This is a genomic window from Flavobacterium sharifuzzamanii, from assembly GCF_003254585.1.
In the GTDB taxonomy this organism is placed as follows: domain Bacteria; phylum Bacteroidota; class Bacteroidia; order Flavobacteriales; family Flavobacteriaceae; genus Flavobacterium; species Flavobacterium sharifuzzamanii.
On record NZ_QJGZ01000035.1, the window covers coordinates 330,382 to 352,088 of the forward strand.

The window sequence follows — 21,707 nt, forward strand, 5'->3', positions numbered from 1 at the left end:
AAAAAAGTGTTACGAAATAATACCTCAAAAAGATTCGATATTGGTTTCGGATTATTAACAAATTTAAAAAAAATAACAGAATATGATTTTTTAAAGAAACCATATTTCTTATTATAAATTAATTCTTTTTACATCATTGTATTGATTCGAATACTAGCTTTTATAAGTGCTAGAGCCGAAATTTTTGAAATATGGATATCTTTTGGCTGATGATGCGAATTCTGGCTTACCAATTTCACATACTCCATCCCCTGATCAGATTTCTGAACATATTTTACTGTAATGTATTCTTCCCAATCATTTAATTTTACACTTAAAAGATACATTTCGCCAAAAAAGATATTTTCAAATTCAGTTTCCTTATACAGTACAATATCTCCTGATTTCAATAACGGATACATGCTATCTCCTGTAACCGAAATTGCTCCGTCACATTTTGGCAGGTTCGGAATTTTTATCGTATCCAAAACCCTTTGTGGTTCACCGCTGTTGAATAACTCTCTTAATCCGGCAACAGCTTCTAAATCATATAATGGAATTTCTTGATTTACATGAATTGCGTCGGCAGTTTTTCTATCATTCTTCATAATCATGACACTCGTGTTATCTTCTTTAATCATAGGTCCATTTCCCGTTAAAAGCCACTCAGAATTTATTTCAGGATAGTAGTGTAAAATTTTACACGCCTTATCTGTTCCCATATTACTACTATTGTCTAAAAACTTATTTGAAAAACCCAAATCGTTACAAAACTTATACTTAGTAATCCCTTTATAATCAAGGTACTCTCTCATCCTATCAGTTGACCCCATAAAAAAGCGTATTTTTTTACGTTAAAAATTTGTTTTGATGTATAATTTTACATTATATTTGCAAAGTAAAGAAAAATAAATTTTAAAAACAATAGAAATTTTAACAAATTCATGCAACACACAATTTACCGCATCAACACAACAAGAGTACAAAAACATAAAAATCAGTTAATTAAACAACAAAAAACACGACAAAACAAAGCTCTTTAATCCACTACGCTGATTAGGAATAAAACTACGAAACAAGCGTAATATTAATCACGAATCATACTAATCACAATTTACATAAAAACTTAAAGAATATGAACGCGAGTCAAATCAAAGAGAAAATTCAGGAACTAGAAAGTTGGCTTATCGAGAACCCTACTAGTCCTGAGAGAAATTTAATAGAATCAGATATTAAAACATTAAAAACCTTATTAAATAAAAATTATGAATAAAAGCCAAATCGAAGCACGAATTGCCCAATTATATCTGGCACTTCAATATTGTTCTGAACGAACTAAAACTTTTACAGCCGGAGAAAGGATCTGCATCAATCAGGAACGTTTTCAATGGATGCATATTTTGGATGACGAAACCGCTTCTCCACGTCCCGTTCCAAAAAACATTGAAAACAAATTAAAAGAGGTCTCAAAACTTGCCTTAAAGCACAATTTTAAACCTTATTACGGCGACCCTTTTAAAGATGAAATTATACTGTACAACTAATTATTAATACATTAAAAAAACAACCATTATGAACACTTCTTTAACAAACACAATCAACTCACCTATGGATTTATCTCAGTTTTCTGCTCAAGAATTAAAAGATGCTTTATACCGAATTGAAAATAAAAAAAATGAAGAGAGAGATGCTTACAAAAAACTAGTTGCAGAAACTATCCCTAAAGCACTTTCTAGATTGCACGAAACATCAGAAATGATGAGAAACGCCAAAACTGAAACCTTTCAATTATTTGAAACTATTTTGGATTTAAAAAATCAAGTTTATGGTTTCAAAGAAAAACAGATGTCACATACTTTTTCTAATGACAAAGAAGAAATTACAATTGGATACCGAATTAATGAGGGTTGGGACGACACGGTAACTATTGGGATTGAAAAGGTACAGAATTACATTTCTTCTCTTTCTACCAGCAAAGAAACAGCATCATTAGTAAAAATCGTTTTTAACCTCTTAAAAAAAGATGCCAAAGGAAATTTAAAAGGCTCAAGAGTCTTAGAACTTCAAAAACTAACGAAAGAATTTAACAATGAAGAATTTACTGATGGCGTAGAAATTATCGCTTCGTCTTTTAAACCTGTGCGCTCAAGCTGGTTTATAGAGGCAAGTAGAATAGACGATAATGGAGTTAGAACCAACATTCCGCTATCTATGTCTTCTGTGGATTTTTTACAAGGATATGCTTTTGACTTTTTTAATCAACAAAACAACCAAAACCATGCAGCCTAATAATGATTTTTACGCATCAGCTCTACTGGCATTATTACTCATAGCAACTAATTTAAAGCCTATTTTGACATTTCGAGAATGGCTAAGTTTCAAAATAAGCACAACTTTCAAACAGTATCAAAACGAACGCAAAAAGAGAATTGCTAACAGATCTTAAATGCCCTGGACTATGATAAAACATCTCCTTCCAAAACGCTTTTCGTAGCAGAATAAGCAGTTTCATTAAAATTACTTTAATTCATTTATTTCAACATTTAATCATTTTACTATGCCTATATCCAATCAAAGAAGCTTGGGAATTCAGAAAAACAAATTACTTCGATATAAACTTATAAAAGAATTATATCAAAAACACAAAACTGAAGACATTCCTACTACGGTAGTCTGGCGTAAATACATCTACCCAATCTACCCCATATCACGAACTACATTATACGAAATCCTTTGTACTCCTATAACGATCGAACTGAAAAAAATTGAAGAATTAAGCCAGAAAGCTGCTTCATAATTTTATGCATAAGCAAAACTTACTTTGCTGTACAAGATTGTAAAAACTTCGAACATGAATGTTCAAATACCTTGCATTCTCTTTTATTAAGCATTTAAAGTCCACATCTTTGTCTTCACATTAGATTCACAAATTTTTGCAGTAAAAAGAGAAATCAAATCTCCACAAACAACTTAAAGACCAAAATCTTAAAAAAATACGTTCTCTTGACATTCCAGTATAGAAAAAGCCTGTAGCAATTTATTTCTTACAGGCTTTTTCTTCTAATCAAACATAACATTTTCATTATTCATTATAACAACAGAATGTTAAATAAATAATAAAGGAGTTATGAAAATTATTGAAAAGAAGTTCTAATTAAGAATCAACACAATAGCATAGAATTTACATTTTTTTCATAAAAAGCAATCCTCAAATTCTGTTTTATCAAAAATGACAAATTATAGACTCTTTTAAAAAGAAATAGACAAAAAACAGATTTTCTCTCTAAATGTTAATTTTTAAGAGAATATTTCGACCTATAATTTAGTCCGATACCGCTTTACGTGAAACCTCAAATATAGGATATTGAATATTACGAATTTTACTACTTAACCTATAACAAACATAATCATGCTTACCAAAAAACAAGAGTACTTAAAATTATTACGTAGACTATTTTTAGAAGGAAAAATCAGTATCGAAATATTAGAATTATTGTTAATCTGCGAAAAAGAATCTCTTAACTGATTTTACTAAAGAACCAATTTAAAAGCCTCAATAATTTTAGCCCGTTCTTAAAAATTCTTTTTGCGATCTGGGCTTTTTTCATGCCTCTCTGAAAATACTCTTAATTTTTCATTTTAATTCGAAAATCCAACAAATCTACTCCTTTTTAATTTCTTTAAAATCAAATCTTAATAAATCGCTATCCAAAAAACAAATTCGAAATATGTTTCGAAAAACATCTTGTTGGATTTACAAAATGCTTGCATTACCATTTATACTTTGTCATTTATGGGACACAATTAATCACTCATCACCAAATCGATCAGATTTAAAACTATTAAAACACTAAACATAAATACAATAAAAAATAAATCGAAAAAAGTTTCGTTTTTATTTTGATATTCGAAATAACTTTCGATATTTGTAAGAAATTTAGAAGTGCTTTTTACGAAATAATAACTTTTATCCCATGATTGTAACTATAAAAAACTCATTAACCTTAAAACTAAATCAAAATGACTATTTCGCAAATAATTGAAAAAATACAGGAGTTAGAATCCTGGCTCGTTAAGAATCCAAATAGTGCTGAAAGAAATCTTATCGAATATGATTTAAAAAAATTAAAAACCATTTTACAATTACGAAAAAATGAATAATCATCAAATTAAAGAACGTATTGCACAGCTTTACACTGCACTTCAGTTTTGCTCAGAAAAAATAAAAACATTTACCACTGGAGAGCGCATCTGTATCAATCAGGAACGTTTTCAATGGATGCATATTCTAGAAAATGCAGAAGCTGAACCAAGGCCAGTTTCACTAGATCTAGAGAGAAAGATAAAAGAAGTGACTCATCTTGCAGTAAAATATCATTTCAAACCTTACTACGAAGATCCATTTATAGATGAGAATGAATTTAACCTTATAGCCGAAAGAAAATAAACTGCTATTTAAATCGTAAAAAAACTCAATTAATACTACCAAAAATAACCCATAAAACTATAAATCAATGCACCCAAACAATGACATCTATGCTTCTTTACTATTAGGAGCCTTATTAATTGCTACAAACTTAAAACCTATAATGACTTTTCGTGAATGGATTAATTTTAAGATAAATTCTACTTTTAAGCAATACCAAAATGAGCGCAAAAAAAGACCTCATCACAGATCCTAAAATTAACAGGCTAAAAAATCAAATTGTTTGCACAGATATGAACTAAAATTGGTTTTCATAAATATACTTCCTTCATAAAAAAACAAGTATTTTAAAGTAATAAAAGATACTGATTAAAATACTTGTTTTAAAATACAAGCCTTCAAATAAAACCAGATTACTCCGAAGTCTCAAATCTGTTGCTAAAACATTTTTTAGTCTTATAGAATAAAAAAGGTTCCTGTTTTTCTCAATAAGATTAAGAAAACAGGAACCGAAAAAGCGGGCGCTTACTGCCCTATTCAAATAACTCAAAACCATTCTTTTTCCCGGGTGTTCCAGTGTTTTCATGATTCTGGAACAGGATTGTTGTGCGGACTCTGGAGACTTAAATTATTAAGTTATTTCGGCAGAATGGCTTCAGGACGAAGCTCCGGAACATTTCGGCATTAGAAGAAGAGCGGCCATTGATATATTAGGATCAAATGGTTTTGGTTATCTGTTATATCATTTATAATTATTCATTGATGCCTCTAAGGCAATACTTTAATCTAAAAAACAATTCATTTAATCATTTTTACCTCTTTCATTATGGCAATATCTAACAACAGAAGTCTTGGTATCCAAAAAAATAAACTTTTACGCTACAAGCTTATCAAAGAATTATATCAAAAACATAAAACTGAAGATATTCCTACTACTGTAGTTTGGCGTAAATACATTTATCCGATTTATCCAATTTCGCGTACTACATTGTATGAGATTCTTTGTACTCCTATTACATCTGAGCTCAAAAAGATTGAAGAACTGCTGCAAAATCAAACCAAAACTTTATAAACTATTAAGCTTATTTGACAAGTAATATTTCAGCTGAATTGCTCTGCAAAGATGTGCCTTTTTTTTCAGTAAAAAAGCTCGTTGTTCATTGACTGAACAACTCTGTAAAGCACCAGAATACAAGTGTTTAAGCACCTTTCATTTGTTTTTTTTACTGCTTTTTTAAGCCAATCTTTGTACTCACAAAAGGAAACAACTGCAGCAATTAAGAACAGAAAACTAGGCCTTATTTCTCCCAAATAACAATACTCAAAAAGCTGTTTCTCCCAAAAACAAAATTCAATCCTAACATATATTTTTTAAACATTAAATGGAACAGTTTCTATACCCCACTCTTACTGCATTTTTTGCAGCATTTATTACTTGGTTTTTCTCGATGAGAAAATCATTGGCTGAGGACAGAGCCGCCGAACTAGACAATGCCGTGAGCGCTGTAAAATATTACCGTGACTTACTTGATGATCTTACTGCCCGATTGACCTCAGCAACCGAAACCATAAAAAAAATGGAAATACAGCATAAAGAACTCATGCTGATTAATCAGCAACTAGTCGATGAACTACAAAAATTTAAACAACTAAACGGAAAACAGCAATGACATTAGCCCAAAAAACCTTAGAAATTGCAATTGCTCAGGTTGGCGTTGAAGAAATGCCACGAAACAGCAATGCTGGTCCTGAAGTCGAAATTTATTTGAGAAGTGTCGGACTCGCAAAAGGATATCCATGGTGTATGGCTTTTGCTTACTGGTGCACTCAAAAAGCGGCATTACAATTAGGTGTCAAAAACCCTTTAAAGAAAACTGGGGGCGTGCTCGACCAATATAACTCAAGCAAAGCTTTAGTTAAAAAAGAACCTCAACCAGGAGATGTCTTTATTCTAGACTTTAAAAACGGAACTGGTCATGCCGGAATTGTCGACAAAGTTGCAGGAACACTTATCTACACCATTGAAGGCAATACAAACGACATGGGAGGCCGCGAAGGCTATAAAGTAGCCAGAAGAAAAAGAGAGATTAAAAGTATTAAAGGCTTTTTAAGGCTCTAGAAATCAGAAACAATCAAATTATAACTTATGATCCATAATTTAAAACGTCTTGTTTTTTTGTTTTTTTTAATCTTAGTTCTGGTTTCGTGCAAAAGCCCGAAACCGGTTCTAAGTGAAGAAAAAGCAAAAACTATTACTATCAAAGAAACGGTACATGATACTGTTTTTAAAATTCAGAAAGACAGCAGCTCTTATAAAGCTTTGCTGGAATGCCAAAACGGAAAAGTAGTTGTTAAGAATGTTACTCAGGCCGAACCAGGGCGTACATTAAAAAGCCCAAGGGTTCGTCTTGAGAACAACAAACTCAACGTAGATTGCGAACTCAAAGAGCAGGAACTCTATGCTCGCTGGAAATCACAACAGGTTAAGGAAACTGAAGTAAAAACCATCAACACCACAAAATTTGTGAACTATTTGACTTTTTGGCAAAAGGTGCAGATTTGGCTTGGGAGGATTTTTCTTTTGGTGCTGGTTTATTATGCTGTCAAACCAATTGCAAGATTCTATAGGCTATTCTAGAATCAGGTAAACAATTTTAAAAATAATTCATTCTAAAATTTTCAAATGGATTTTAGAATATAAAAATAAACATATGTCAAAAATATATTTTTTTACAAAAGAAAGTTCAATAGAAACGGATCAATTAGCAGAATTGGCTTTTGGACAACAACCCGACGTAGGGAGTGTTGAAAAATACAATTTAGATAATAATTTTACTGTTTCTGAGGATGCTCCAGCCTATGCCATTACAAAATCTTTAGTATTGGCAATGCCAAGTAATTCCAATTCTTCCTTATTAAACATCGCATTGCTTCCATTAAATACTTATGTGAGTGGGTTCCCTGTAAAAATGTTTATTTACAGAGGAATTAAAAAATCATCATTGGTTGATGCGCTTCAAAACATTCCAGAATCTGATGGAACATGGGATTCAAGCAATATTCTTAAAGTCATCAAAGAAGTACAAGATAAACTAAATGCAAAAAATGGCACCAATTTAATTGCTAAACCAGACTGCTTAGGCCTAAACTTTTCTGAACTTCCCGATACTACTTTTATCGAAAAAATATTTTTTGACGATACCGATAGTTTCCATCCGCTTATTGTTGAAGCTGGATGCCAAATTGGAAAATTTGCTGGCGGGTCAACTCTTGCGGGAATCGAAGTTGTCCTTGATATGATTGGTTATGAGCCAACATTAAAACTATTAAAAGCTTCAAACCATACATTAGAAATCGATAAACTAGTAATTGACAGCAATGCAACTGAAGCTGATAAACTTAAAGTAAAATTCAATAACCGATTTAAGAAAGAAGAAATCTTAAACTATGTTGATATTACTGCATTTTATGGTGCTACAAAAAATCAGGGATTAAGAATAAAAGGTGTCGATAGCGGTGATAACTTCTTAAAGAAGTTTTACAATAAAAATACGGTTTATATTGATATCAGAGATGATTGGGGTTTTTCATACAATCACTTCTTTAAGTTCAAAGACGAGTTAAGCGTTGGTTTTTACTCAGCAGATAGTGCTGTCAAGGATCCTGTATATACTGATATGAATTATTATACTGATTGGCCAATCCTTAAAATTACTAATCAAGTTTATAATAATAGCAAAAAGTGGTTTCATATCAAAATTCCTGTAAATATTGGAAGCCCTGTAAATTCAAACTTTCTTTCCTCATACGTTGGTAAAATTTCAACTGAAAAGGATACAACTCAAAAAAAACACTTCATAATTGCTGATGATGATAGTACTAATTCGATAGAATTGGAACAATCAGAAGGCATAAAATTAAAGAGCTGGAAATATGATGATAACAAATTAGGTGCAAATTATTATCTTCTAAAAAAATCAACAAAAGGAAATAAAAATAACAAAGAAAATATTTCATCAATATGGAATAATTTTTTCTCCTTAAAAATGAACAATGTTTTTGGTTTCGATAACCTAATCGATGGTGATTTTAGAGTCTACACTTATTCTTCTATAAATTCGCCTATCATTATTGATTCATCAAAAGGTGAGGCATATTTACCTACTTCTGGTATTGCAGTTGACAAAAATCATGTAACCTTCTTTTCTTTCAAAGATAATACTCTTTACAAGAGTACTAAAAATAAGCCTGATAGTCCAATTTCATTGATTGGAAAAGGAAAATTTAATTTAAGTTTCAAAACATCGGATTATGATTATGAAAATACTACAAATCCCCATATAGGTTTTTTAAATCAAATTGCAAAAACTGCACAAAATTTGAACTTTGAGTTACGCAAATTTTCAGTTCCAGATCCTCAAAATGAAAACAATATATTCAAATTTCTTTCTTATTCAAGATCAGGGGATTTAAGTGAATATGATTCCATTTTTCAAACCTTCGAAGCTATTACTTTCACTCACAATGAGTACAATGCTTTAAAAACATATCAACAAACAGAAGGTGAATTCTCCAGTCATCCTTTATATATAAAATGTAAGGAACATACCTATCAAAATTTCGAAAGATATACTTTGGAGAACTATGTTTTAACATTAGGAACACCCATTGTTGTAGAAAATGAGAATGCTACATTGTTTTACATAGATATTTCAAATTCTGTAAATGATATCACATATAATAACCTCCCCATTAGTTTAACCAGTGCAAATTAGGAACAAATTAAAAATAATAAAATTTAAACTATGCCAATATATATATCAAAAGATGCTATAGGTAATATTCCATTAGCAGAACAAAGCCTTGTAAATAGTAATAATGGAGGTACCCTTCAGAGTTTAATTCTTCGCAATAATCCTTTTTTAGTAAGGCTTGCAAAAAATGATACAATTAATAGCCCATTAAAAATAGGAGCAGAAAATGAAGCTGTAAAATTAATTAAAGTTGCTCTAAATTTTATTAATGAACGAAATGATATATATCCTGGTTTTGTTATTACTGAATTAAATACCAATACATTTAAATTTGATACAAATTTAAAAGATGCCATCGAGAAATTTCAATCTTGGGATGGAATATCAATAACAGGAACAGTAAATTCTGAAACATTACTTGCAATTGACAGAAAGTTTTTAGGTAATGAATTCTTTGATTCGGAAAGAAAAAAATACATCGGAAGTGCCTCTAACAAACAATTAAATTTCAAACAATCATTTGCCAACAATAAATATGAATATTCTATTTCATTAACTGAAAATGGTGAAATCATAAAAGTTGAAACTGATTCTGTTATAACAGGAACAATTGTGCACAAAGGGATTAGCAATGCTAAGGATACAATAATAAATCCATCTCCTAAAAGTAAAAACGACCTTTTAAAAAACAAAAAAGTTCAAAAATTTATTCAAGAAAAAAAAATTGATGATTCTGGTTTCACATTTAGTATTAAAACAATAGATACTAAACTTGAATTTAGTAACACAGAAACCCTATTGGACTTTTCTTTAGAAGAAGAAAATACACCACCTTTATTATTTGATGACGACAATGCTAAGTTACACAAAGTGGAGAAAGGAGACACTCTTTCACAAATTGTAATAGACAATTATTATAGTGGTGATTCTAATGGATTCCCTATAAAAAATCCGTACGATAATTCTGTTATTTTCACATTACCAAAAAGAGAATTATTTCCTAAAGACAAAAGAAGTGAAGATGCCCGTTATCAATTTTATCTTAATCTAATTTATTATTATAACATAGAACAGGTTGGAGAAGATGTAAAAGAATGGGGAGTAATAGGAGACAATGGCTACGAAAGATATAAGGTTAACCATCTTGATGATGTAAATATTTTCAATGTTAAAACAACCGATTCAGAATCAGCTCTTCCAAATTACAATCGTTTTTTAAAAAAAATGGAAAACTTGAATCCAAAAGCAAAAATTAATTTTGATGCTGAAGGAAATACTACTTCTTTTAAAATGGTTGAAGGCAAAAACGTTAGAATCCCTTCAAGACAGTTTGCAGATTCAATGTTTTATTTTTTAAGTTTTAGGTATAATGACATGTTAGTCCCTGTTGTTTTGCCTCCTATATTTCCAGGGGCTCCTCAAACATCAATAATGGATTATGTTGTTGACCATGGGCTAGATATTCTTATTGACAGTCTCTCTTCAGTAATCAACGAAGTAAAAAATGATGCTAAAGAATTATATGATGAAACTCTTGCCTTTTTTAAGTCTGCTTACAATTTTGCTATTTCTGTAGCTAGCAATTGGCCAAGAGGGCTGGGTGGCGTGCTTGACGCTAAAGCAAACGTTACTTGGGGGCTTCCTATTAATACTAAAGGTGAAATTGAAAAAAGTCTCAAACGTGAGATAACTGATCGAGAGGAATTAAAAATAGTTTATAAAGTAAAATCTGCTCTAGGAGTTTCTATCGATGAATACCAAGGATATACTATAAAACTAGGCCAAAGGTTTGGTCATGGAAGATCTAGGAGAAAATTTGAAATCGGGACAGGTGTTAGTGCTAGTGTCGGTGTAGATTTCAGTATATCAACAGAGTATACTTTTCCAGTACGAAAAGACGAGACAGCATTATTAACAATGATTATGAGTGTTTTTGCAGGTTCAATCATAAACTCATTGGCAAAAATTTTAAATCATTTCGAAATACTTAATCTTGATCCAAATCAATATTTAACAAATATGGAGATTGGAGTGGATTCTAGCATCAGTGCGGGACTTCTTTCAGAAATAGGTCCAGATAACGAGAATGGCCTCCGAATGCCTACCGAAAATTCAGAAAGTCCTGAGGTCCAAAATACAAATAGAAGTTTTGGAGAGGCTGGGAATCTTTTAAATAAGTTACCAAGTTTAAGTGTTGATGCTAATTTTAATGCAGGCGTTTCCTTTAGTTTTAAAGCAGATTATGGAACAATGCCCTACGAAGGTGAAGAGAAGCATAGAGTTTTCGAAAATATTGAAATAGATTGCAAAAACTATGTTAAGGCAGTTCTAGATACAAAACTTAAAATGGGACTTCTTTATAAACTTTTTGCTGGAATTACCCCAATTGGAAATATAACTACTTTGCTAACTAGTCTTTTGTCATTTGACGTACAATTAATGTATGGAATTAACTGGAAGCTTAATAGGAAATCAAGTCCTAACTTAATAAATGCATTAGATTTTGCTTTTGACCATATAGACCTTAATGCCATTAATTCAACAAATAATAATAGAACACTCAAATATAAACGAGGCGATAATCTAGACAATAATGTTGATACAGAGGTATCCATATATTTTGCGACTAATACAGGAGATGTAGGCAGCATTTGTCAGCCAGGTACAGAAGTAAAATATAATATTGATATGGGAGTGCTATTCGATATGTTAAAAAATGAAAATAATCGAGACTACTATGATTTTGAAAGCATTTTTAAATTGGTTAAAAGCATTGAATATCGCAAAAAAATTGGGTACTTACACGATAATAGAGGTAAAAAAATATTGATTAAAAAAGTTGTAAATGACGATAGTCTTACAAACAGAACTGTCGATGCATATAATTCAGGTGATCAAGAAAATACAGAAATACAATTAACGACAAAAATATTAAATGCAACTCTAGAGAACATAGGTCCAGACAATTTTTTCGTTATAGCCGGTTTGGGACTTGACATGAAAATGGAAATTAATCCAAGCTTAATTCGTCAAGTTTTTGAATTTACTTTAAAGAAATTATACTTAAAATATATTGTCAACTTGGAGAAATCTGATCAAGAGAAAGTAGATACAACTATTGTAAAATATAGAACTCTAATTGAAAATGCTATCAAAGAGTATAATAAAAATGAGAATCACAAAAAAAAGATAGAAGGTGAATTATACTACAATTACCTATATGGTAAAGATCAAATTCCCGGAAATTCAGTTAGAGGGCTTTTATGGAAAATAGATAAAATGATTGACGAAGAAGATGATAGCAAAAAACCCACAATTAATACATATTTGAATGTTTTTAAAGAATATGTCAAAGGTGTTATAGTTGCCAATTTATATATGGATGGACAACAGCCAAAAGATCTTGATTACAATACTTCTGATATTATAGACTTTTTCAGTTTTGTTACTGATTTAGGGAAACTTGATATAACACTGGAAGGCACATTAGGTGGTGCAATTGGTGGGACTCTAAAAGGAGGTGAAGCATTATTGACCGCTGGAGTTGGACTAGATTTGGCGGCAACGTTAACGTATGAGGCAAAATTATATGAAAAAGGTGCAATATCTTATTTCAAAGAGGATGATCCCTTACGTTTTATTTATCAAAACATTCGAAACATATTTGTTCCCCCAAACTCTAATGGTCGTATTGAAGGGAAAAAAGTTTTTAAACTATTAGAAGATTAATCTCAAAAAATTATTGGAAAAAAATGAGAATAAATCAGGTTAATATCCTTATTTTTAATTATTAAATTTATTTTCATTTAGAAAAACAAGATGATATTTATGAAATTTTTACTTTCAATTTTGTTACTCAACACATTACTATTCTCAATTAATGTTAAAGCACAAGCTAAACAAGAATATAGCAGTTTACTATTCGAAAAACGAAATGATTTTACGGGTCAAAATTTAAAAGATTCTGTAAAAATTGTTTACTCAAAAATGGATGTTGCCAAACAAAACTTAACAGAGGTTGAGAAAAGTGATTTTTTGCGTAATAATGACATCCATGGTTATAAGTATATATACTTTGACAGACTTGGCCGAATCAAAGAGAGGCTCGGATCTTCTTTAAGTAAAAACTATGTAATTAATTTCGATAAAAAGAAAACAAAGTCTTACAAGTATGATGAGAATGATTGGATAGAAAAAAACAAGCATAAAATATCATTAAAGCAATATATCCCAATAAACAATCATAATTTACTTCAAAAGTTAAACAAAATCAATGTGCATAAAGATACAGTAATTATTGGAGATAAAATATGGCAAGAATACGACGTAGATGTCTATAATTACATCTATGATAAACAAGGACGAATTCAAGAAGAACAATCTTTTTGTGTTTACCGAGCGGCTCCAACAATAGATGACAAAAAACCTAATGATGGCGATTTAAGAACTCGGAAATTGTTTATTTATGATAAAGACGGCCTTGTTGCAAACCAAAAAATAATTAAAGGTGCTTTTAGTAAAAACATACCTTATACAGATATGGGTACAGAAAGTCCTTTTTGTGATGACTTGCAATTACAGTATAAATACGATAAGCAAGGTAGAATAACACAAACAACCATGTATGGCTGTGAAAAAATAGTAGCTAAAGAAGAATACTCTTATCACCCTACAAAAGATTATGTAGAAAAAGTAAAATATTATGTCACGGGACCTGGAGAAATTTCCAATCCAACCAAAAATTTTATAAAGTTTTATAACGAGCAAGGAGATCTTATAAAAAAAGAATTTATTCCTGACAATTCAGAACAAAATCTTAAAGTAAAAGTTCGTTACTACACCTACGAATACGACAGCCATAACAACTGGATAAAATGCAATATGTTCCTTGAAGGAACACCAGAAGGAGAACCGACTTTGGTTGCCGAAAGAAAAATCGAATATTACAATTAGTTTTTACAAGATACTATCTCAATACTGCGCTTTATTTTAAGCGCAGTAAAAGATAGTTTTCTTTTCCTTAAAGCACAGACATCTTTCCTGATGCCATTGTTCTGTAAGCGTATTTAAAATCCTTATTTCTATTGAGATTTATATCTCTCACTTTCTAAAAACGGCTTAATTCAAGCGCGCAATCTCAATTTCTAAATATTGAGAAATTTCCCTTTTATTTTCATTCAAAGACTAGCTTTTTCACCTTGAAAAAAGCATAGCTGTCCACTTTCTGTACAACTCTGTTAAGTGTTACAATACAAGTGTTCAACAACCTTGCAGTTGTTTTTTAAAGCACTTTTTTTTGTAAATCTTTGCAATGTCAAAAAGAAACAAATATCTAATTAAGAGCAACATGCATCAAAAAAACTACTTCAACATTAAGTAGTAAAACAAAATCAAAAATACTTTTCAAAACCCTTCCTGTCCTCTCTCTCAAGAAAGGAATGCAGAATACTTATGTCTTTTTCAAAAGATAATCATTCTGACATAATAGAAGACAAATTTTGAATTGTAATCAGCAAACCATTAACAAAGAAATAAACTTAAAAATATGTCAAATCAAATAATGCACCCGTCATTAAGCCAATTATTACCATTGGACAAGATTCCAAATGAGCTCGAGGCAATTAGAGATGCACTTGCTAGTCTTTTTGATTCTGTATTTGTAAAAAATCTTATTGCCAGTCAAAGCTACGACAACTCTTCTGGTTTTTACAGCATGACATTAACCACGTACAACTCCCTTGGACTTGATATTCCTCTTGCACAAGATTTAAAATTAGTTTTGAATCCAACTGTAGATGGCAATACTGAAATTCCAATCAGTTTTGATTATTCATGGATTATTCTAAAATATATCAATGATTTCAATTTTGAATCATTTGATAATACCGTTGAATCCGTTTTGCGCATTCTTTTTGAATTAGCAGAAATAAACGAAAAAACATTTTTAAATGAACTAATCAATACATTTTATCCAGGCGCAAATGCATTGGTTGATTTTGTTGATCAGTTCAATACAGTACATACAGATGCTTTAGCAACTTTAAACGACGTAAATGCATCTTTCGACAATCAAGTCGAGCACTTATCACAACAAATTGGAAGTCTTGACATTGACTTGCTAAAATTTGCTTACGAAAACCTTTTAAATGTAGGCAGTGAAGGATTAGATCGCTTAAAGAAGTTATTTGCTCATTATTTCGATAATATCGAAAAAAACATCAAAGAAGCATTAACGCTTCAATTTAGAATGGCCATTAACGAAATTAGCGTAGGTCTACAATTTCCTCACAAATGGTTACGACCAGTTTATACAGGTACCGAAAATGTTTCCACTGATATAGTTTTAGATCAACCGTTACCAGATAATTATTTTAGCTACTTAAAATTTGATGTTGGAAGCTTAGAGTATTCTTCTAATCGCGGATTTATCTTTAATAATATCTCTAGTTTTAGCTTAAATAGATCTATGATCGGAAACACTGGATTAATTGCAGAGTTTTCAGGATTAAAAGTAGATTTAAGCAGAGATAAAAATATTCCTGAAGCAGATGCTGACGGAAGAGGTGCTGCGTTTAGAGGTGTTTACGCTGAAAAAGCAGCAATTACATTACCTAAAAAATGGTTCAAAAAAGAAAATGGCGCTACACTGCAAATTACTGGAAAACAGCTATTAATTGGTACTGAAGGCGGAATTTCTGGAACAATTGGATTAGAATCCTTAATTGTAGGAAATCCTGTTAGCGAAACTGATTACATGTGGTTCAAGTTAGGTAATAGTTTCAAAGTTGGTTTTAACAAGTTTGATATTTCCTTCAAACAAAATAGAGTTATCTCTTCGAACATAAAGGGCGCATTAGAAATTCCAAAATTTAAGAAAGGCAATAATCCATTTATTGTAGATATTGAAGGACACTTATATGATGACGGAGATTTTAACCTAACGGCTTCATTTGATAAAGCAAACGAACCTAAAGCTACTTTACTCAATTTAGTAAATTTCGATTTTCACAGTTTCGAGCTTGGAAAACAGGATGATGACTATTATGTAGGCACTTCGTGTTATGTTTCATTCCCTCCTGGATTAATGAACACTTTGATGAAAGGTCAGGGGTTTGATATTGAAAAACTTCGAATTTATAGTGATGGAAGCATAGAAGTGGAAGGTGGATCTATTCCGATTCCTATTAATTTGCCTCCTCTAAATCTTGGACCTGTTCAGATGGCGGTGAGCAACATTAACTTTGGTTCAACTCAAATTGATGGGCATAAATACAACTTCTGGGGATTTGATGGTGCCATCAGTGTCAATCCGTTAGGGCTTGACGCTCGTGGAGAAGGTATTAAATACTATTATAGCACCGAAGAAGGTTTCAAAGATTCTTTCATCAGAATCCAGACTATCGAAGTCGATTTGATGATTCCAGGAACTGCTACAGAAGAATCTGCAATGGCAATTATTCATGGTATGATTTCGCTTCCTGAGCCTGGGGTTTCTCCAGAATTCATGGGAGAGGTTTCATTAAAGTTACCAAAAGCAAAAATTACAGGAAGTGTAGGAATGCGTTTTGCTCCTAAATATCCTGCTTTCTTAGTCGATGCAAGTATTGAATTGCCTACCGGAATTCCGCTTGGATTTTTGTCGATTACCGGTTTCAGAGGTTTATTAGGATTTAGATATGTGGCTACCAAAAAAGCTGCTGGATTAACAGTAGATAATTCTTGGTACGAATATTACAAACATCCGAAAGCGGGAATCAATATTAGAAAATTCAGTGGGCCACCAGATTCTATGCAATATAAATCCCCTTTTTCTATTGGGGCTGGAGCAACCTTTGAATCAACTGGAGGTACCCTTTTAAATATGCGAGCAATGTTATTGCTTTCTCTTCCTACTTTATTTTATATTGAGGCAGGATTAAATGTTCTTGGTGATAGATTAGGTCCTATTGAGAAAGACCAAAGCACTCCCCCATTCTTTGCGATGGTTGCCTTTGGAGATGATTCTCTTGAACTTGCTGCTGGGGCAGATTTCCAAATGCCTAAAGATGGTGGCGAAATTATCCAATTACATGCTTTATTAGAAGCTGGCTTTTTCTTTAAAAATCAAAAACCTTGGTATATCAATCTTGGTTCTAAAAAAGATCCAATTACAGCGAGAATTCTAACTCTTTTTACTGCAAAAGCATTTATTATGCTGTCTGCTCAAGGAATTGAGGCTGGAGCTAGATTAGACTTTAAACTAGAGAAAAGCTTCGGACCTGCTAAGGTTAAATTATGGGCTTACTTAGAAATGGGCGGAAAAATTTCTTTCAAACGTCCGCAAATGGGTGGTTACATAGCTGCTGGTGGAGGAATTCAGATTAAAATCTGGATTATCAATGTTGAAATTGTTTTAGATACCATTTTCTCTGTAGAATCATTTAAGCCATTCCTGATCTATGCAAAACTAGAATTAAGCGTACGCGTCAAAATTGCTTTTGTTAGAGTTCGTAAAACGTTCTTAATTGAACTTCAGTGGGATATTAACAGAATCGTTGACCGCACGCCTTACAGTCCGCTTCCTAAAGGAACTCACGGAGATGTTAATGACAACAGAACTGCCGATTCTGTAAAAGGAGTTCACATGCTAACCAATGAGGCTTACTTATTGAATTACTTTGATACTATGCCTGCTCCAGGATCAATTTCTAAAATAATTCCATTAGATACCTACATTGATATTAAACTGACTAAAGGAGTATTGCCTAATTCTAGTCTTTCTAAAATTATTGGTGGATATACGGCTGATGCAAAAAATTACACTGATTTAATGCCTCCAGAAGCAACATCGAAAGCCGGAAGAAAACTCCGTCAGGTAAAACACCAATATTCTATTGAATCAATTGAAATAAGTTCTGCAAATGGAAATTCTTGGGTGCCTTATCATCCTTTTGCAGCTGTTGTAGATTCTGCTTCAAGGGAGCGTGTAGAGAATTTACCTTGGGCACAATGGCAAAAAGTGATAGATCAGTATGACAGTATTCGTGTTTTGGCTACAAATCCGTTCTCCTATTTAAGTGCAGGTGAACCTGGCTGGCATGTTCCAGAACAATTTGGAATTACTCCTTCTAAATTATTCTGTGTCTCTAATAGCATTGAAGAAGAGTCTGTTAATTTTTTAAATAAAAAACTAGGAAAACGTTATTATGTACCTACTCAATATGAAGCAGATAGAATCAATGGTCTGTTCTTTAAACTCGTTGGTGAAACCCCTGAAATTGTGGATGGCAAGCTTTCTGGGGGAGATTTTATGAGCATTTCTGCTGAGAGCAATCCATTTGGTTTTAGAAGATCGCTTTCATTCAAAAATTATGATAAACTGGAAATAATTTTCCCTGAATCTGCTATTGAACCAACTTTAAAACTTACAACTCAAGCCAAAACAGTAAATATAACTGCCTATACTTCATTTTTTGAGAAAGGGGATAAACTTCCTAAATATAAACAAGTTAAAATATGCAAGGCTAAAAATTCGCCAGCTTTAAATGAGATTGCTTACACTAAAGCTGAACTAAGATCGCCAATAACTTTATTTGATGAAAACGGAGATGTTTTATCGAAAAAGAAAATTGATAAAGTTATCATCAGTCCAGTGGCTGCAAATGCTGATGCGATTTTAGATGTTAGAAATAAAATTGCTGCTTTATTTAATGATACATACGCTTCAACTGATGGAGAATTTATTGTGTCAGAACCAAGCGACATAACTGAATATGATCGTTTAATGACGCTATTGGCTGAATTAAAAGCAGATGCTGGTAACGATAATCCAACTGGAACTTCTGAACCGTTGACATTTACTCGTTTTTATGGATATAACGGAAACACAAATTATGCTTTTGATAAAGTTTTCAAATACAATGACACTTATTTAGTTTCATTTCATCCAAGTCCAAACACAACTGTTATTGCACAAATTGATGCTAAAGGAAATCTAGTAAGAGAGCGTTTATTGAATGGTCTAGTGACATCAATGCAGGTTGTAAATAATAATTTATTAGTTACTCAAGCTTTAGATGCTACTCAGTGCAAAGGAATTGGTAAAGCAATTATCGATGATAATTTTATCGTAGGCTGCGTAACTCCAACTAAAACAACTGCAATTGTTGAACTTGATTCTGAATTAAACAGAACTTTCGGAATGCAGTATCTAAATACTTATTCTACAGGTTTCAATAAATTATTGCCATTACTGAATAATGAATTGCTTTGGATCAATACCTTAGAAAATGAAACTCAAATTAATTGGGTAAATAGTACTGATCGTTCTATTGTTCATCGCATAAAAATTGACGAAGTAGCACTAAAAGTTCTTCAGCATAATAATACTGATTTCAGTCTAATTACAAAAAACAAAAAAATCGTTCGCTTCGGTATTAATCCAAGTACAAAAGCGATTACTATTACGGACACCAAATTAGTTTCTGAACCATCAATTTCTGAAGTTATTGATGCAGTAATCGCAAATGGCAAAGTCTTGCTTACTGTTAAACTAACAAACGGAAAATTCGGATTGGCTCAGGTTGATGGAACTGCCGTTACTGTTGTTAAAAATGATGTAATTTTTGATTCTCCAGTTTATTTATCAAATAAAACGCTGGCTGACAATTCAGTTATCGCTTTCAATGAAAAATATCTGTTTGTATTGAATACTTCATTACAGCTTGTGCGCTTAATTGAAAGAGGAAGCACAAATGATAAAGCATCAGTTCTTCATATTCATAATGAACCATCAGAGAATGAAATTTTAATGCTTTCTTCTAAACAAAATGAAAAAGGGATTTATTTCTCTCTGTTTAATGATCAGTTTGATAACTGTTCTTTACATCCGACAGAAACTGTTTCCGTGGTATCGTCTGCATCTGCTTTGACTAATTCAACTGCTAATCTGAGTGAATTAGAAACTGTTACTAAATCAGAATATATAAGAGCAATTAAGTCTTCAAAATTATTGACGATCAATGCTATTCTATGTTCTTCAGGAGGAAATCCAGATGAGGACAATGAATTAGGATATACTACTTACGTTCAAGAAATTAGATGGCTGACAAAAGAAAGTGCTGAACACAATTTAACCATTCCTGGTGCTACAGCTGTGGCTGAAGATAATAAAGCAATGGAAGCTGCGATTCAAAATACGGTTCAGCCAATTTGGAGACCAAACTCGACTTACTGCTTAAAATTTACTTTAGCAGATAAAGTAGATGATGGAGCGCCAGTTAAATTCGATTACTATTATGGTTTCAAAACATTAGGTCCTGTTGGCCACTACCCTGTTCCTGACGAAGATCTTGCTCCTGGTCAAAAACCGTATGTTAAAAATGAATTGACCGAATTATCAAAATCACCGTTGACTTCATTAAGACAGTATTTAGATTACAACCGTTCTTACCCAAATGCTGATGGAAGTTTATTGTCATCTAAACCTTCATTCTATGGAAATGAACAGTGTAAGATAACTATGTTCTTCAAGAATCCTTATGTATATCATATGTTCACAGATTGGGACGATTATGGAGCAGGAAGACCAAAAATTAAAGGGCTGATGAATCTTATTATCAAAGATCCTTTAAATGATGTTCTTATTAAGTATCCATTACCAACAGAAGCAACACCATATCCTAAAGCAGAGGAAAAAAATATAAAATGGGTCGATGATAATGATCCTCGAATTCCTTTAAACATTAAAATGTTGCAAAACATGATTCAAGGAAGCAGACCTGAATTGATGTGTTCAATTCAAATTGGTGACATTATTAAACCAAAATCATATGGATATGAGGTAAAACTGACCGATTTAAAACCTTCGAAACTGTACACGGTTTTAGTTAAAAATTATTTTGATGAAAATCAGAATAACACACCAACTGATAATGAAAATGTATTAGTACATCAATTCGGATTCCAGACATCACGATACAGAGATTTTGCTGAGCAAGTAAATAGCTTTAAGCTAAGTGCCGAACCAGTACGTAACGCTTTATTTGATGTTCCGTTAAGCTTAAGCGAAAATCAGATTACTTCTTTAAAGAATGTCATTTTTGGTGAAGAAGATACATTAAGCGATGCATTTGCTTTAAAATATCAGCATTTATTTGATCGTGCTGTCGAAGGAGTTTTAAAAATGTCTCCTCTTGATCCTGCTCAGTCTACAGAAGTTAATCGAATTATCAATACCAATACTGGTGAAGTCGTAGCGCTTTTAGTTCGAAATCCAGAGCCATTCAATATTCCTAAAATTCCATTAGAAGAAATTCAAAATACCATTTCAGTAGTTGACGATGCTGGTGTAGCAAAAGTAAATTATAAAGTACTTCATTCTAAAGACTATGCCCAGGTTTTAATTATGAATGACAGTAAAAAAATTACTGATCAAAATTTAAATATCAAGTTCGAATACAGAATGTGGAATAATAACGGGTCTGTTGCCCAGTATTCAACGCCATTAACAGTTCGTGCTGCTGAGCCGGTAACTTTAACTATTGAAAATATAAATCTTTAAAAAACAA

General features: G+C 31.9%; 14 protein-coding genes. 13 read left to right on the forward strand and 1 reads right to left on the reverse strand.

What is annotated here, in order from left to right:
• Positions 1–128 precede the first annotated feature (128 nt).
• Positions 129–794, reverse strand: coding sequence for a S24 family peptidase (locus DMA14_RS06525; protein ID WP_111423962.1), 666 nt, complete (start codon positions 792–794; stop codon positions 129–131).
• A 320-nt stretch (positions 795–1,114) separates the two neighbouring features.
• On the opposite strand from DMA14_RS06525, the gene DMA14_RS22730 reads away from it, so the two are divergent.
• The 13 genes from DMA14_RS22730 (at position 1,115) to DMA14_RS06585 (ending at position 21,700) form a co-directional block, all read left to right on the forward strand.
• Entirely contained in the window at positions 1,115–1,252 is a 138-nt protein-coding gene (locus DMA14_RS22730; RefSeq protein WP_157957683.1) for a hypothetical protein, read from the forward strand.
• Positions 1,245–1,523: a hypothetical protein gene (locus DMA14_RS06530; protein ID WP_111423963.1), complete on the forward strand. Its 279-nt coding sequence runs from the start codon at positions 1,245–1,247 to the stop codon at positions 1,521–1,523. Before DMA14_RS22730 ends, DMA14_RS06530 begins: the two co-directional genes overlap by 8 nt.
• A 28-nt stretch (positions 1,524–1,551) precedes the next feature.
• Positions 1,552–2,268 carry a DUF3164 family protein gene (locus DMA14_RS06535; protein ID WP_111423964.1) on the forward strand — a complete coding sequence of 239 codons (717 nt, stop codon included), beginning with the start codon at positions 1,552–1,554 and terminating at the stop codon, positions 2,266–2,268.
• 268 nt (positions 2,269–2,536) lie between these two features.
• Positions 2,537–2,776: a hypothetical protein gene (locus DMA14_RS06540; RefSeq protein WP_066032510.1), complete on the forward strand. Its 240-nt coding sequence runs from the start codon at positions 2,537–2,539 to the stop codon at positions 2,774–2,776.
• 1,356 nt (positions 2,777–4,132) lie between these two features.
• Entirely contained in the window at positions 4,133–4,426 is a 294-nt protein-coding gene (locus tag DMA14_RS06545; protein WP_111423965.1) for a hypothetical protein, read from the forward strand.
• An 805-nt stretch (positions 4,427–5,231) separates the two neighbouring features.
• The gene (locus tag DMA14_RS06550) at positions 5,232–5,477 is read left to right on the forward strand and encodes a hypothetical protein (protein WP_111423966.1); all 246 of its coding nucleotides are present in this window, start codon (positions 5,232–5,234) and stop codon (positions 5,475–5,477) included.
• A gap of 310 nt (positions 5,478–5,787) precedes the next feature.
• A complete protein-coding gene (locus tag DMA14_RS06555) occupies positions 5,788–6,075 on the forward strand; it encodes a methyl-accepting chemotaxis protein (RefSeq protein WP_083219804.1) in 288 nt (95 codons plus the stop codon).
• A complete protein-coding gene (locus DMA14_RS06560; protein ID WP_111423967.1) occupies positions 6,072–6,524 on the forward strand; it encodes a CHAP domain-containing protein in 453 nt (150 codons plus the stop codon). The genes DMA14_RS06555 and DMA14_RS06560 overlap by 4 nt, the downstream gene beginning before the upstream one ends.
• Before the next feature lie 27 nt (positions 6,525–6,551).
• Positions 6,552–7,043 carry a hypothetical protein gene (locus DMA14_RS06565; RefSeq protein ID WP_111423968.1) on the forward strand — a complete coding sequence of 164 codons (492 nt, stop codon included), beginning with the start codon at positions 6,552–6,554 and terminating at the stop codon, positions 7,041–7,043.
• Positions 7,044–7,116: 73 nt separating this feature from the next.
• Entirely contained in the window at positions 7,117–9,180 is a 2,064-nt protein-coding gene (locus tag DMA14_RS06570) for a hypothetical protein (RefSeq protein ID WP_111423969.1), read from the forward strand.
• 30 nt (positions 9,181–9,210) lie between these two features.
• On the forward strand, positions 9,211–12,888 hold the full coding sequence (locus DMA14_RS06575; RefSeq protein ID WP_111423970.1) for a hypothetical protein: 3,678 nt from the start codon (positions 9,211–9,213) through the stop codon (positions 12,886–12,888).
• A gap of 99 nt (positions 12,889–12,987) precedes the next feature.
• The gene (locus DMA14_RS06580; protein ID WP_111423971.1) at positions 12,988–14,112 is read left to right on the forward strand and encodes a hypothetical protein; all 1,125 of its coding nucleotides are present in this window, start codon (positions 12,988–12,990) and stop codon (positions 14,110–14,112) included.
• Between the two features lie 592 nt (positions 14,113–14,704).
• Positions 14,705–21,700: a hypothetical protein gene (locus tag DMA14_RS06585; protein WP_111423972.1), complete on the forward strand. Its 6,996-nt coding sequence runs from the start codon at positions 14,705–14,707 to the stop codon at positions 21,698–21,700.
• Positions 21,701–21,707: the final 7 nt, after the last annotated feature.